Below are 15,225 nucleotides of genomic sequence, written 5' to 3' on the forward strand. Positions count from 1 at the left end.
TATATTTGTGCATAAACCCATTGAAGCGGCCCAGTTAAGCATGGATAATGCCGGCGCACTGCGCGATGAGGATCACGCTATTATAAAACAAAAAACAACAGGCATGACCATAGATAAAGAAACCGTTGAAAAAGTAGCCCACCTGGCCCGCCTTGAACTTACTGAAACCGAAGTGCAGGATGCGATGAAGGATATGAGCAAGATCCTTGATTTTATGGCTAAATTGAACGAGGTGGATACCACAGGTGTTGAACCGCTGGTTTATATGACCACCGGTGCCAACGTGCTGCGCGAAGACGTAGTTAAACAACAAATTACCCACGAAGAAGCTTTGGAAAATGCCCCTAAACATGACGAAGACTACTTTTTGGTGGCCAAAGTGATTGAGAAATAGTTTTTTGTCCGAAAGTCGGGAAAGTCGGTAAGTCGGAGAAGTCCGAAAGTTAAGACGGTAGTAAGTTAGACTAAAAACTTGCGGACATCGGACTTACGTACTACCGACCACTAAAAATAAAAACCACTGTAACATTCGGCACCCCAGTGCAGTCCAAATAAAAAATAATTCATGGAGCCAATAAATACTGCCAAGCCGTTAATAACCATAAAAGATATCGGGCGTAAATATGTAATAGGTGCCGAGGTGATCCACGCACTTAAATCAGTTTCGCTTTCTATTAACAAAGGCGAATTTGTGGCTTTGATGGGCCCTTCCGGCTCCGGCAAATCAACCCTCATGAATATTTTGGGCTGTTTGGATACCCCAACCAAAGGGCAGTACATCCTTAACGGGATAGATGTGAGCCACATGACCGATAGTCAACTTGCCGAAGTACGTAACTCGGAAATTGGTTTCGTGTTCCAGACATTTAACCTGCTGCCCCGTAATACTGCTTTGGATAATGTGGCGCTGCCACTAATCTACGCCGGCGTTAATAAAGAAAAACGTAAGGAACGTGCCGGCAATGCATTGAAAAATGTTGGCCTTGGTCACCGTATGGATCACAAACCCAATGAACTTTCGGGCGGGCAAAGACAGCGTGTTGCTGTGGCAAGGGCGCTGATCAATAATCCATCCATTATACTGGCCGATGAGCCAACAGGTAACCTTGATACCAAAACATCCATCGAGATCATGGGCCTTATTGAAGATATCCACGCCAAAGGTAATACCATTATCCTGGTAACGCACGAAGAAGATATTGCCTTGCACGCCCACCGCATAGTGAGGATGCGCGATGGATTAATAGAGAATGACTACGTTAATACCAATGTTCAAACCGTTGACCGCAGGGTAGAGGAGGTGTAAGCCCCCCAGCCACTGAGGGGGGAGTTATAGCTTTTATTATCTACAGTATAATGCAAATCTATCTCCGTGAAACAACTACAAACAGGCAGCTTCTACGGACAAACCAATCAAACAACGCATTTACATGGTATCACCATAACTGACACCGAATATACCCTTGATAAGGTGGACTGGCATTACCATGAAAATGCCTATTTCACTTTTATATTGGCCGGTAATGTTATTGAAGGCAATAAAAAGGAAGTTTATCATTGCCCGGCAGGCAGCCTGCTGTTTCATAACTGGCATGATCCGCACTATAACATCAAGCCCAAAGGCTTTACCCGCGGCTTTCATATTGAATTGCAAAAGCGCTGGTTCGATAACCTGGACTTGAAACAGGATAAACTGGAAGGCAGCTTTGCCATTCAGGACCCGGATGTGAAATTTCTTTTATACCGGATTTTTAAAGAATCAAAGATTTGTGACGAGCTGACCGCAATGACTGTAGAAATGTTATTGCTGCAAACGCTTAATAAAATGCAGGTAAACAACGCCGGCATGTCACGACAAATTCCTGCATGGGTTGGCAAGCTGAAAATGTTGCTGGCCGATGATCCTGCACGGAAGCATACGCTTTCCGAACTTTCCGGGCTATTACAGCTCCACCCAGTTCATTTATCCCGTGATTTTTCCAGGTATTTCAATTGTACTATGGGCGAATATATCCGCAAGCTCAGGATTGAAAAATCGTTCGCTTTATTGGCAGATGGCGGGTTATCCTTAACAGATATCGCCTTTACCTGCGGATTTGCCGATCAAAGCCATTTTTTACGTTGTTTTAAGCAATTTGGCTGTGATAGCCCGTCTGCATATCGTAAGCTTTTATTGAAAAAGCATGTTAATCCTGTTCTATTTTGAATGTATTAATTGGGGCAGTTTTGTAAATATCTAAACAGACAGCAATGAAACATTTTCTCCTTATATTCTTTATAATAACTGCAACCATTTGCAGGCTATCCGCTCAGGTGGGCAATATCATCGAACCTGACCCTATAACCTCCGCTCTTCAAAAAGCCAATATGGGTAAGGTTGTTTTTGAGGCGGATACAATCCCGCTTGAAAAACTGGAACAAACCGATCTGTTAACAAGCTATGAGGCTAAACCTGCCAATAATTTGTACATGCGGCTTTTGCTGGCCAATTCATTAACCAATTACCAGCATAGCTTAGCGCCGTCGTTAAGTGTTGAACAGCTGAACCAGGGTAATTTTCAGTTTGTTTTTTATATAGATGGCAGGCAGGTTTACCAGGAAAACCTGCATAAAGGGGCCAATTTGCCTATCGTAAAAAATACAAAGACCACCATTTTTGTTCCGCTCATTAGTAACCGGGGAGAAGATTCATGGGGGCGTTTTTTATGGGGAAGGTTTATGGCCCATGGCGGGGAAGATGCACTTACTACAGGTACGCACCGGCTCAAAATTGAAGTAAGGCCCTATGTTGCTGTCCCTGATTTGAAAGTAGGTGAGCTGATAGCACAGGGAGAGATCAGGGTTACCGTACCGGCAATTGATTTCAGAGACGCCGAACTGCAAAATATAAAACCGGGCAGCGGCTGGCAGGTATCAAAAGAAGATTTTGATAAAAAGAAGATCATGGAGATGAATGCCCTTATTGCCGGCAACAGGTTTAAACAGATCACCAGCGTGGTAGTGATCAGGAACGGCAAGTTGCTAATTGAGGAGTATTTTAACGGCAGCGCGCGCGATTCATTGCACAATCCCCGTTCGGTTGGTAAAACATTTGCTTCGGCCGTGATGGGGATAGCAGTTCATGATGACTATATCAAAAGCGTTGATCAAACCTTAAAGGAGTTTTATGACCTTAAAAAGTTCAGTAACTACTCGCCTCAAAAAGAAAATGTAACACTAAAAAGCCTGCTTACCATGAGCTCTGTTTTTGGCGCGGATGATAATCAAAGTGATTCGCCGGGGAATGAAGAAAATATGTACCCCACCGATGATTGGGTGAAATTTGCCCTCAGCCTTAAAACAGACAGCAATAAAAGGGCAGGTAAACAATGGAATTATTTTACAGCCGGCGTGGTGATATTGGGCGACATCCTGAATAAATCAGTGCCCGGCGGACTTGATAAATATTCGGCCGAAAAGCTGTTCAAGCCATTGGGCATCAGCAATTATCGCTGGCAATACACACCGCAGAATGTACCCAATACCGCGGGCGGCCTGCAAATGCGCTCGCTTGATTATGCCAAATTCGGGCAATTGTATAAAAATGGCGGTGTTTGGAATGGCAAACAGGTAATTTCGCAAAACTGGGTTAAGGAATCATTTACCAAACACCTTACGTTACCAAAAGATGTGGTAGGTGAGGGCTTTTACGGTTACCTGTTCTGGAACAAAACCTATTGGGTAAACAACGAAGCTTACGAAACTTACTACTGCTCAGGCAATGGCGGCAACAAGATCTTTGTTTTTACCGATGAGCCACTGGTAGTTGTTATAACCGCCGAGGCCTACAACACGCCCTACGCGCATTCGCAGGTTGATAGAATGATGAAAGATTATATTTTACCGGCGGTATTAAAATGATTTTCTGTTAGGGTGCATCACATGCGTCTCCGAATATGCAAATCAAAATTGTAACACAGGGAGGCGCATGTAATGCGCCTTTACCTTTTTATAGTTATTCAATCTTTAATCGAAATATCAAATTATCCCGTCTGCAATCGAAGTAATAGAAATCAAGATTTTTTAGATGATAATACGCTTTTGTGGCCATGATGTAATTTAGATAGACTTTTAGTGGCTGGTTTATTTTGACTGAAGTTATTGAGATCCGTTTTTTATCGTTACTTAATATATACAGTCCTTTATCACCCTCATAGCAAGGTGTGTCATTACCATATTCAACAGTTAATATATCTGTATCTTTTATTCGTTGCTTTTTGATAACAATTGGCTTTTTATCAAAAGCGGTATATTCAGCTATTATTTTATTGTTGTATTTAACATGCCAGTAATCAACAGTATCGGGTTTGAAATGAGCATGGGTGTTAACAGCGACAGCCAAAATTAGTGCGAATAGGCTCATATGGTATGGTTTAATATAGGTAAAGCAGGGCTAATAGCCTTACTCGCTCAATCGCAGGTGGTACACAGCCTCGAAACAAACTCTGCCAGGTGCATAGCTTTTTCTGCAGATATGGCGTGGGTATTACCGATAATGAGGGTATGCTCAACAATCTCTATTACAAAATCATCCAGCCTGATATCCATTACCACGTTGCGGAAATTACGGTCGGCACCGGTAATTGCTTTTTGGCGGTCGCTTACCAGCATATAAAAAGTGTCACTAAAGGCCTTGTCTTCGGCAAAATCAAGCTCAACCGGGTGGATCAGTTCAATGATCTTGTCAACCAATGTTTCGCGCCTGATGAGTATCCGGCCAAAATCATGCTTTAAATAAGCCAGTGCCCAGGTTTGATATGGCGTGTAGGTTACAGCCTTGCCGTGATGATGCCCGATATGTTTTGACTGGCATTCGGTGAACAGCATATAGCTATCGTTATTTTTATTTTTTATAGCGTATGATTCTTTTACACTAATGTCGAGATAGTCTTTGAAAATACTAAACTGCTCTAAATGAAAATCAATATGCCCGGTTTGCTCAATCCTGAATCTGTTTTTCAGGCTGTCCAGGATATCACCGAACTGGTCGGTAGCCGGGGGATACAAACCGGCGTTTTCAATAGTGGATTCCAAATGTTAAAGTTTAGTGTTGTATAATGCTAATACAATAATAACTTTTTTGCTTTGAAATTCAAAAATACAGCTGTTAATAATGATAAGGCTTCATTTTACCGCATGAACAAGCGCAATTAGCATCAGTAATCCCTAATTTCTTCAGGAAAAACTGGTAAAAGCCAATCCTGTCGTTCATCTTATACATGTTTTCGCCCTTATTGCATTCTACTTCGCCGTTCACAATATTAATGGTCATACCAAAACCAGGCGTGCGGCCTGCGGCTTTATCTTCTGCAGTGGGTTGCCATTTGCCTGTCATTACAGCATGCGCCGATGGTTTGTGGGTTTGAGGCGTCATCCAGAAATAGATGGCGGTTTTAAAAGCCATCACCGGGTCGGTTTCTACCATCTCGGGATTTTGGAGCAGTATTTTATCATCGCCTAAAATACAATCCGAAGCATAGCCGTAATTGCCGTTATAGCTCAATTGCATCGGCCCGCGGCCATAGTATTTTTTACCGGCCACAGGTGGGTATTCATCATTTTCGGCAACGTAAGGCAAGCTGGTATTGCTTTCGTGGATCAGCATTAGGCCATCGGTATATGTAGCATTCATGCCATGACGGGTTTCGTGCGCAATGTGCGCAAAAAAGGCAGCGAGTTCCTTTTTATTTACATCGGCACTGTATTCGGTGCAGAAATTGCCATAGTCAATGGTGTAGGTGCTATCTGGTTTGGCTTTGGCCCATTCTTCGTTCCAATCAACATCCTGGCGTACAACGGCCTTTTTGCCTGTTTTTTTATCGGTACGTATCAACTGGTAAACGGATGTTGCCCGGCGGGTTACTTTTATACTGATCATGCCGAGCTCATCGGCTGCTTTGATAAAGGCAGCATAAGTATAAAATTTATCACGTTGCGGAAAAAGATCATTAAATTGTTTTTCGCTTAATAAACTGGCCATGCTTACTTTAGGAGGGGCCGGTTTATCTGCCACCGCCTTGTTACTGTCGCTGCCACTGCTACTTTTACTGTTGCCGCCGCAGCTAAAGCCGGTTGAAAGCAGGATGATAAGCGATAAGGAGAGCAGCTTGGATGATAATATGATCGGTTTCATGAGTTTCACGCTAAGTATGTTTGATGATATCACGGATGCAAGTTTAAGCTAACATATTAAAAATTACACTTTATTGGCAAAAAATATGCTAAAGTGTTATGAAATACAAAATTTAAGATGATAGATTTGAAATAACACCAATCATGAAAAAAAGATTTATCGGGCTTGGTTTTAATTGCTTGATAATCAGAGTTGGCTTTTTTGTAGCCTGATTGTTGGCGGCTTATTTGTTAAATTAAGTATGAAAATATATACTAAAACGGGCGATAAAGGGTTTACCTCATTAATTGGCGGTACGCGCGTGCCCAAGCACCATATCCGCATTGAAAGCTATGGTACGGTTGATGAACTTAATTCGTACATCGGGCTTATTGGTGATCAGGATATTGATGCACATGATAAGGAGGTATTGAAGCAGATACAGGACAGGTTGTTTACAATTGGCTCTTCACTGGCAGCCGACCCTGAGCGGTCACGGATGATTATTCCGGACCTTCACATGAGTGATGTGGAAATGCTGGAAACGGAAATGGATACCATGAATGAAAGCCTGCCGGCGCTTAAACATTTTATTTTACCGGGTGGCAGTAATGTGATTTCATTTTGCCATATTGCAAGATGTGTTTGCCGCCGTGCCGAGAGGATAACCGTTCAGCTTGCCGAAGAAAGTACAGTTGATGAAAAAGTGAATATTTATCTGAACAGGTTGAGTGATTACCTGTTCACTTTGGCCCGCAAAATTGCTGATACTAATAAAATAGCTGAAAATCAGTGGATACCACGGGTTTAAAAAATTGAAAAAAAATATTGATATTCAATTTGAAAATGTTATACTTTTGCGAAAAAGTAAATTTTACTGATAATTATAAATATAAATAAAAACGATGTATTGGACACTTGAACTGGCATCGCACCTGGAAGATGCACCATGGCCCGCAACTAAAGATGAATTAATTGATTATGCTATCCGTTCAGGCGCTCCTGTTGAGGTTATCGAAAACCTTCAGGCACTTGAAGACGATGGCGAACCGTACGAAAACATAGAAGAGATCTGGCCGGATTATCCGACTAAAGACGACTTCTTCTTTAATGAAGACGAGTACTAAACACGATAATGAAACCCTTAGCAATGAGGGTTTTTTTTATTAACCGCTAATTTTGGAATGGTTTTGGTATGGGTAATTACACATTTACTTAACTACTAAAAACATAACAAAATGAGAGGTTTATTGTACATTATCGCTGTTATCCTGGTTATAGGATGGCTGTTTGGAGCATTTATACACCCATTTGGGGGTGGTTTGATTCACATACTATTAGTAATAGCTATCATAGCTGTACTTTTAGGTGTAATCAGACGGGCATAACAAATTTAACCTTGTATTGCAAATCAAAAAAGCCGCAGACTTTATAGCTGTGGCTTTTTGCTTAAAAGCAGTTCGGCAATGGCGATATCTTCGGGGAAGGTGATCTTGATGTTGCTATGATCGCCTTCGGTAAGTTTTATTTCGGCGCCATATTGCTCAACAACGCTTGCATCATCTGTAAACCGGGTATCAAATGGTTGTTCATAAGCTTTTCTTAATAGCGAAGCCCTAAAGGTTTGCGGGGTTTGCACCAGGTAAATCTCATCCCTGACCAGGCTTACCGAGCGGCCTTCTTTTATCTGGCGTATCGAATCGCGGCTTTTAACGGCCACTACCGCCGTGCCATGCTTGGCGGCGCATTGGTAAGCTTCATCAATAATATAGGATGCAGTAAGCGGCCGTACGGCATCCTGTACAGCAACCAGTGCTTCCTGCTCGGTAATCAGGTTAAGCCCGTTTTTGACCGAATGAAAACGGGTTTCTCCGCCCATAACCAACTGATGGGAAATGGTAAATGAATATTCCTGAATCAATTGCTGCCAGTAAGCATGGTAAGCTGCTGGTAAAACCAGTATAATGGCTGGTTTCGCCTCCGATTGCTCAAAGGCTTCAATGGTATGCATTAATACGGGTTTACCGTTAAGCAGTAAAAATTGTTTAGGTACCGCCGATCGCATCCGGCTGCCCGAACCTCCTGCTACTATGATAACGTAGTTTTTGTTTTGAGCTGTGAGATGTGAGATATGAGATGTGAGATTGGAGGCTGTCATGACTTTATTTGACTAATATCTAACAAAATTGCCTGCAAAAAAAATGAGATATGAAACCATGGTCTCATATCTCAAATCTTATATCTCAAATCTAAGAAGATTAGATGATCAGCATCGCATCACCGTAGCTGTAAAAACGATATTTTTCTTTTACTGCAATTTCGTATGCATTCATTACGTGTTCGTAACCGCCAAATGCCGAAATCATCATCAACAGTGTTGACTCAGGGGTATGGAAGTTGGTGATCATTGAGTTGGCAATGCTGAAATCATACGGCGGGAAGATGAACTTGCTGGTCCAGTCGTTAGCAGCTTTCAAAGTTTTGTTTGCCGATACAGCCGATTCAATGGCACGCATTGAAGTTGTGCCAACTGCACAGATCCGTGCTTTGCGTTCAATACCGCGGTTTACAATATCAGCTTGTTTTTGTTCAATGATAAATTGCTCCGAATCCATTTTGTGTTTGGTTAAATCCTCAACCTCAACCGGGCGGAAGGTGCCTAAACCAACGTGCAAAGTAACTTCCGCAAAATCAACACCTTTTAATTCAAGGCGTTTCATAAGCTCACGGCTGAAGTGTAAACCTGCAGTAGGAGCAGCAACGGCGCCTTCATGCTTAGCAAAAATGGTTTGGTAACGCTCTTTATCTTCGGCGGTAGCTTTGCGTTTAATGTATTTAGGCAGTGGTGTTTCGCCTAAAATTTCAACGTTACGACGGAATTCTTCGTCGGTACCGTCAAATAAAAAGCGGATGGTACGGCCGCGTGAAGTGGTGTTGTCAACAACTTCAGCAATCAGCAAATCGTCATCGCCAAAATATAATTTATTACCTACGCGTATTTTACGGGCCGGATCAACCAGTACATCCCATAAACGCAATTCTTTATTCAATTCGCGCAGCAAAAATACTTCGATGGTAGCACCGGTTTTTTCTTTGTTGCCATATAAACGGGCAGGGAAAACTTTAGTATTATTAAGGATCATTACATCCTTATCATCAAAATAATCCAGCACGTCTTTAAATATTTTATGCTCAATTTTGCCCGAATCTTTGTGTAAAACCATTAAACGTGATTCATCGCGGGTGGCAGAGGGTGTATGGGCGATAAGGGATTCAGGTAAGTTGAATTTAAATTGAGATAATTTCATGCTTGTTTTTATGAATTTTCAAGGGCGCAAATGTACGAATTTTTTTGTTAATTTAACAGATTTTTTTAAGAAGCAGTTTTATTACACTACCGTTATATTAATTGCAAAATACTGTAACTTAAATCATGTACTGTTGTCTAAAAAAATATTGGCAGGCGGCTTAACGTATCAGTAATAAAAACGCCCGTTATATTATTATTACCTCCACGCTTTAACCGTGCAATTAGGATTGATTAACAAGTAAGATCAAAATAAGTTATATGCTTTTTTTAAAACTTTTAAGGGAAAGTTTTTTGTTTGCCGGCGATGCCCTGCGGCAGAACAAAACACGTACGTTGCTGTCATTGCTTGGGGTAACCATTGGTATATTTACTATCATAGCTGTACAATCGGCAGTTGATACCCTGCGTAATAACCTGCAAAATAGTGTTAATAAGCTGGGTAATAACAGTATATATGTGCAAAAGTGGCCCTGGGTGGGCGGGAGCGATTTCCCCTGGTGGAAATACCTGCAAAGGCCTGAATCTGACCTTCGCGATTTTAACGAACTTTCGCGCCGTATCACAACCGCCGAGGCATTATCATACGAAATAAATATTGATAACCGCACCATAAAGTATAAAAGCAACACGGTTGAAGGCGCCCAGGTAGACGCTGCATCACAGGATCATGACAAAACCTGGAATTTTGATTTGGAGAGTGGTCGTTACTTTACCGAAATGGAATCAAAAACCGGTGCGCCTATAACCGATATCGGTTATGATATAGCCCAGGCCCTTTTCCCCGATGGCGATGCCGTAGGTAAGCAGATTAAGGTGATGGGGCGGTATGTGACCATTGTAGGCGTGTTTTCAAAACAGGGTAAGGATATGCTTGGTATCTCTACAGATAAGGAGGTGCTGCTGCCCATTAACTTTGCCCGCAACTTAATTGATATACAGAGTTCAAAATATGGTCCTTCAATTATTGTGCGTGGTAAGAAAGGCATCCCGACTGATGATGTTGAAAGCGAAATCAAAGGACTTATGCGTTCTATCAGGAGGCTGAGGCCCGGAGCCGATGATAATTTTTCGCTAAACCGTACAACCATGATCACCCAGCAGCTCGACGATCTTTTTAAAGTGGTTAACATTGCCGGTGCTATCATTGGCGGGTTCTCGATTTTAGTTGGTGGTTTTGGTATCGCTAATATCATGTTCGTATCGGTAAAGGAACGCACCAATATCATAGGGATACAAAAATCATTAGGGGCTAAAAACTATTTCATATTATTGCAGTTTTTAATTGAATCGGTTTTGCTTTGTTTTGTGGGCGGGATCATCGGGTTGTTTTTTGTATATCTGGCCACGTTTGCCGTAAAGGCCGCTTTAGATGTACAGGTAATACTTGATGCTGCTAACGTTACACGGGGCTTAAGCTATTCAATTATAATAGGGGTGATAGCTGGCATTATTCCCGCGTATTCGGCCTCGAGGCTGGACCCGGTAGAAGCTATCCGTACAAACTAATTGTAATATGAAAATAATTAAAGGATTTTGTTTTTTAGCGGCTTTAGCTGTTGCCGCTGCATGTAATCAACCTGCCAAACAACAGGATACTGCTAAAGTGGATACGACTGCTGCTGCCAAGCCTGCAGCCGAAGCCCAGGTTGCAGATACAGGTAACACCAGTGATGTTTTTAAGGCTTATATCGCTTTAAAAGATGAGTTTATTAAATCGGACCCCGCTGGCATAAAAACAGCTGCTACAGCTTTAGAAGGTAAGCTTTCGGATATAAAAGGTTGCAGCGAAACAGCTGCTGTGGCGCACAAGATAAGCAATGCAGCGGATATCAAAGCCCAGCGCGAAGCGTTTTTGGTATTAAGTAAAGATGTTATCGCTTTGGTAAAAGGCGCGAAATTCAAGTCGGCGCCAATTTATGTTGACTTTTGCCCGATGGCCGATGGGGGAAAAGGGGGGTACTGGCTTTCGTCAACAAAACCAATTGTAAACCCCTATTTTCCGGAGCACATGAAAGAGTGCGGAACTGTGAAGGAACAGATTAACTAAGACCGTTGATCCTTCTTGATTACACTGATTAAGTTTATGATATTTAAAGCGATAGGCGATCCCTGTCGCTTTTTTTATTTTGAACCATGATTTTCATGATTGAAGGATTTTATGATATTTTAAAGCGATTTGCATACTGATCGCTTCGCCGCCTGTAGACTTCGTCTATGGACGATTTATGTATGTGGTTGCAAACCAAATACATAGGCTATTGTGATATGATTTAATTAGTGTGTAGGGCTGGAGTTACAAACTCCTGGCATAGTTCACTCGAACTCATAGGCTTCGAATAACGGGGACTTCGAATAGCGGAGGTTTTTAAACCCTTAGCCTTTAACCTTTTACCTTTCGCCTCGATCCCAGATTGAACATCCTAACTCCGAAATTACACTGATTGCCTGATATGTTTTGCCAATTTGCTGTACAGTACTTCAGGAACAAAAGGTTTAGTCAAATAATCACACATACCCGCTTCCAGCGCTTGTTGGTAGGTTTCGGGCATGGCGTCGGCCGTGAGGGCTATGATGGGCAAGTCGGGCTGTGTTTGTTTAATCATCGCCGTTGCTTCAAAGCCGTCCATAACAGGCATCTGCAAGTCCATAATAATAAGATCATAAGAGTTTTGGTTAACCAGGTCGACAGCTATTTGCCCATTTGATGCTTCCTGAACCTGGGCATTCCAGCGCCTTAAAAATTTGCCGGCTATCATCAGGTTCATTTTGTTGTCATCAACAACTAAAATATTCATGCCCTGTAAGTTGTTGTCTGAAGCATTCGCCGCAACAGCAACCGGTTTCATGGCAGCGACCTCAGGAGCGAGGGTAAAGTTTATAGCAAAACTAAATGTGGTACCCTTACCCAGTTCGCTTGATACAGCAATTGTACCTTTATGCAGTTCAACCAGCCGTTTAGTAATAGCGAGGCCTAAACCGGTACCTCCATAGTCATTATCAATTACCTGTTGGTCCTGCATAAAAGGATCAAAAACAATGTTGAAGCTTTCGGGCGAAATGCCTATTCCTGTATCGGTAACCGCAAATTTAATATTAACGGTGTTTGGGGTTATCACATCCTTATCCAACCGGATAATAACTTTACCCGTATGTGTAAATTTAATGGCATTGCTGATCAGGTTATTAAGTACCTGGCTCAGCCGCATGGCATCGCCCATTAAATCTCCGGGAATGGTATCATCTGTTATCAATTCAAGCGTCATTTTTTTTTCGGCCGCCTTTGGCTCAAAAGATTGCTTTATTTTATGGATTAGCTGGTGAATGTTGAACCTTGAGTTATTCAGTTCCAGCTTGCCAGCCTCAATCTTATTATAATCTAAAATGTCATTGATAATGGCCAGCAGGTTTTCGCCCGAAAACTTGAGCGTATTGAGGTATTCCATCTGTTCGGGCCTTGGGTTTTCGTCAAGCAGCAGGTTGGTTGTACCAATAACCGCGTTCATCGGCGTACGGATCTCATGGCTCATGATGGATAAAAATTCCGACTTGAACTTAGACGACTTTTCGGCCATTTCTTTAGCCCATATTAGGTCCTGTCGTGCTTTCTCCTGGTCTGTTATGTCTTCGCCAAGCGCTGTGGTCTCCTTAAAAACGCCGTTTTCGTCATAAAAAACCGTATTTTGCCAGCTTATGATCCGTTGCTCGCCGTTACGGCAAATAATAGGGTTAATGTAATGCGGTAAAAAACTGTCATTTATAAACCAGCTCGTTAAAAAATCTTTCAGATCATCGGGAATAAAATTGTCCATCCAATTCATGCCAATGATCTCGGCCTGGGTATATCCTACCAGGTTTGCCAGGTATTTGTTGCAAAAGGTAACAATGCCACTGTCGTTAACCGTTATTGCTATCATATTAACAGTTTCTAATACCCGCCGGTATTTGCTTTCGACGTTTCTGAAATCAAGCTCAGCCTGTTTGCGTTCTGTAATATCCTGCAGGGTGCCTATAATTTTGCGCACACTTCCGTCTTCATTATAAAGGCGTTTGCCGGCTATAATACTCAGGTGTTTGATATTGCCACCGGGAGTTATAATGCGGTATTCATAGGATGAATCCATGTTGCTTAACTCGTTACGCAATAAGCTCCTGACAATAAACCTGTCGTTAGGATGTACATGCTTAAGCAGCAACTTTATAAAACAGCGCTGGCATGAAGAGGTATCCTGGTCAAGCTCATAAATGACATTCAGCTCCTCCGACCAGGACAGGCGACGCGACGCTACGTCATATTTCCAATTGCCTATTTTAGCAATGGCCTGGGCTTCCATCAGTTCAAGCTGGCTTAGTTTAACTGCTTTATCGGCAAGGCGGGCTTCGGTAATATCCTGGATAATGCCAAATGTGCGCGTAACTGTGGCTGACAGTAATTTTTTTTCGCCGCGTTGGATCCTGATATATTTTAAGTTACCCGCCGGTGTGATAAATTTATGCTCAAGTTGGTTTTGTGCTGTTGTACGGATGGATGCAAGATATTCAAAAACGTTCTCCCTGTCGTCAGGATGTACCAGGCTTATATAATATTGAAAGTGGTTCGTGCCGGTGGGGATATCTTCAATCCCGAGCAGATCATTGAGGTTGGCCGACCAAAATGTTTCCTTACTCTCATGGTCATACCACCAGTTGCCTATTTTAGCAATGTTTTGAGCTTCAAGTAACAAGCCTTCGTTTTCTTTAAGGGCCCGTTCATATTTCTTTTGCTCGGTTATATCCACTACTGAGGCCGAGATCCGGCCGGTATAACCTGTTGTTTTATCAAAAACAGGAGTAAAGTTAGCTGTAAAGGAATGTCCGCTGTCGTAATCAGATAAAAACTCTATTGATATGGGTTTGCGGTTTTCTATTACGTAGTTTAAAGCGCTGTCATACTTTTCGGCTTTTTGCGGGCCCACTACCTTATCGAGCGTTTTGCCAATCGCTATCCGCGGATCAACTACGCGCTCGGTCATTTCATTAAACCATACATTAATACAGGTTTTGTTTTCATCAAACTCAAAAATGATGTCATTTAACGAGTTAATGAGCGCGTTGAGATGATTACGACTTTCACGCAGCTTGGCGTCATTAACCATAAGGCTTTGGTTAAGCTTCATCACGTTATTAACAGCATTTTTTAGTTGGTATTGATAAGCCATCACCACTAAAAATGAGACATAGGCTATTACAGTGAAAACCAAAATAAGTACGATCAGCACTGCGGGCGAAATGGCGAGCCTGGGCGCGGTAAAATAGGCGGTTATAATAGCTGCAAGGTTAGCTTCGCAGATAATTATGAATTCCCTGCTTTTTTTGCAAAAAAGGGTTAACGCAATAAAAATGGTTATTGCGCTAAACAGGTACACATGTTCAAACCCGTTTTTGGCAAGTAAAATGCAGTTGTTTATGACCAGGAAAGACAAAACGGTGGCAAAGATCCCCGCTTTATAAAAAACCTTATTATTAATGAAAGAAAAAAATAGCGTGATAGCACACAAAAAACAGTTTATAGCCCTTAGCCAAAAAGGATCGTAAGAATTGTGGAAGCAAAGATAGTGTAACGAGGGACTTGCAATAAATAAGCCTATGAGTAAAAGGCGATAAACGGTAGCTTGGTTTTGGATCATTACCAATGAGTTACCTTTTAACGACATGTTTTGCAGTAATTTTTTAATCAATTATTAACGTCTATAAGCACAAATACAGGTTGTAAAATAATAAATTTGGC

General features: G+C 41.9%; 15 protein-coding genes. 9 read left to right on the forward strand and 6 right to left on the reverse strand.

Annotated features, from left to right (window positions below; genetic code table 11):
- Positions 1 to 7 precede the first annotated feature (7 nt).
- The 4 genes from gatC (at position 8) to BLP33_RS02320 (ending at position 3,900) form a co-directional block, all read left to right on the forward strand.
- Positions 8 to 394: an Asp-tRNA(Asn)/Glu-tRNA(Gln) amidotransferase subunit GatC gene (gatC, locus tag BLP33_RS02305; RefSeq protein WP_371328316.1), complete on the forward strand. Its 387-nt coding sequence runs from the start codon at positions 8 to 10 to the stop codon at positions 392 to 394.
- 171 nt (positions 395 to 565) lie between these two features.
- Positions 566 to 1,306: an ABC transporter ATP-binding protein gene (locus BLP33_RS02310; RefSeq protein WP_090524482.1), complete on the forward strand. Its 741-nt coding sequence runs from the start codon at positions 566 to 568 to the stop codon at positions 1,304 to 1,306.
- A 66-nt stretch (positions 1,307 to 1,372) separates the two neighbouring features.
- Entirely contained in the window at positions 1,373 to 2,206 is an 834-nt protein-coding gene (locus BLP33_RS02315) for a helix-turn-helix domain-containing protein (RefSeq protein ID WP_090524484.1), read from the forward strand.
- 44 nt (positions 2,207 to 2,250) lie between these two features.
- Positions 2,251 to 3,900, forward strand: coding sequence for a serine hydrolase domain-containing protein (locus BLP33_RS02320; RefSeq protein ID WP_090524487.1), 1,650 nt, complete (start codon positions 2,251 to 2,253; stop codon positions 3,898 to 3,900).
- Between the two features lie 94 nt (positions 3,901 to 3,994).
- Here the strand turns inward: BLP33_RS02320 and BLP33_RS02325 are convergent, their stop codons facing one another.
- From BLP33_RS02325 to BLP33_RS02335, 3 genes are all read right to left on the reverse strand, one after another.
- Positions 3,995 to 4,402 (reverse strand): hypothetical protein, encoded by a 408-nt coding sequence (locus tag BLP33_RS02325; RefSeq protein WP_090524489.1) that lies wholly within the window; start codon positions 4,400 to 4,402, stop codon positions 3,995 to 3,997.
- A 47-nt stretch (positions 4,403 to 4,449) separates the two neighbouring features.
- Positions 4,450 to 5,073, reverse strand: a complete 624-nt coding sequence (locus BLP33_RS02330; protein WP_090524491.1) for a hypothetical protein — start codon at positions 5,071 to 5,073, stop codon at positions 4,450 to 4,452.
- Positions 5,074 to 5,146: 73 nt separating this feature from the next.
- Entirely contained in the window at positions 5,147 to 6,172 is a 1,026-nt protein-coding gene (locus tag BLP33_RS02335) for a chitinase (protein WP_090524492.1), read from the reverse strand.
- A gap of 241 nt (positions 6,173 to 6,413) precedes the next feature.
- Between BLP33_RS02335 and BLP33_RS02340 the strand changes: the two genes are divergently transcribed.
- From BLP33_RS02340 to BLP33_RS27140, 3 genes are all read left to right on the forward strand, one after another.
- A complete protein-coding gene (locus BLP33_RS02340) occupies positions 6,414 to 6,962 on the forward strand; it encodes a cob(I)yrinic acid a,c-diamide adenosyltransferase (protein WP_090526166.1) in 549 nt (182 codons plus the stop codon).
- Positions 6,963 to 7,056: 94 nt separating this feature from the next.
- Positions 7,057 to 7,278, forward strand: coding sequence for a DUF2795 domain-containing protein (locus BLP33_RS02345; protein ID WP_002996718.1), 222 nt, complete (start codon positions 7,057 to 7,059; stop codon positions 7,276 to 7,278).
- 111 nt (positions 7,279 to 7,389) lie between these two features.
- A complete protein-coding gene (locus BLP33_RS27140) occupies positions 7,390 to 7,539 on the forward strand; it encodes a lmo0937 family membrane protein (RefSeq protein ID WP_110585189.1) in 150 nt (49 codons plus the stop codon).
- A gap of 41 nt (positions 7,540 to 7,580) precedes the next feature.
- On the opposite strand, the gene BLP33_RS02350 is transcribed toward BLP33_RS27140, so the two are convergent.
- A complete protein-coding gene (locus BLP33_RS02350; RefSeq protein ID WP_090524494.1) occupies positions 7,581 to 8,309 on the reverse strand; it encodes a 2-C-methyl-D-erythritol 4-phosphate cytidylyltransferase in 729 nt (242 codons plus the stop codon).
- A 100-nt stretch (positions 8,310 to 8,409) separates the two neighbouring features.
- Positions 8,410 to 9,459: a tRNA preQ1(34) S-adenosylmethionine ribosyltransferase-isomerase QueA gene (queA, locus tag BLP33_RS02355; RefSeq protein WP_090524496.1), complete on the reverse strand. Its 1,050-nt coding sequence runs from the start codon at positions 9,457 to 9,459 to the stop codon at positions 8,410 to 8,412.
- Positions 9,460 to 9,719: 260 nt separating this feature from the next.
- Between queA and BLP33_RS02360 the strand changes: the two genes are divergently transcribed.
- Positions 9,720 to 10,967 carry an ABC transporter permease gene (locus tag BLP33_RS02360; RefSeq protein ID WP_090524498.1) on the forward strand — a complete coding sequence of 416 codons (1,248 nt, stop codon included), beginning with the start codon at positions 9,720 to 9,722 and terminating at the stop codon, positions 10,965 to 10,967.
- 7 nt (positions 10,968 to 10,974) lie between these two features.
- A complete protein-coding gene (locus tag BLP33_RS02365) occupies positions 10,975 to 11,508 on the forward strand; it encodes a DUF3347 domain-containing protein (RefSeq protein ID WP_090524501.1) in 534 nt (177 codons plus the stop codon).
- 385 nt (positions 11,509 to 11,893) lie between these two features.
- On the opposite strand, the gene BLP33_RS02370 is transcribed toward BLP33_RS02365, so the two are convergent.
- Positions 11,894 to 15,175, reverse strand: coding sequence for a PAS domain-containing hybrid sensor histidine kinase/response regulator (locus tag BLP33_RS02370; RefSeq protein ID WP_090524502.1), 3,282 nt, complete (start codon positions 15,173 to 15,175; stop codon positions 11,894 to 11,896).
- Positions 15,176 to 15,225: the final 50 nt, after the last annotated feature.

The organism is Mucilaginibacter sp. NFR10 (assembly GCF_900100445.1).
GTDB lineage: Bacteria > Bacteroidota > Bacteroidia > Sphingobacteriales > Sphingobacteriaceae > Mucilaginibacter > Mucilaginibacter rubeus.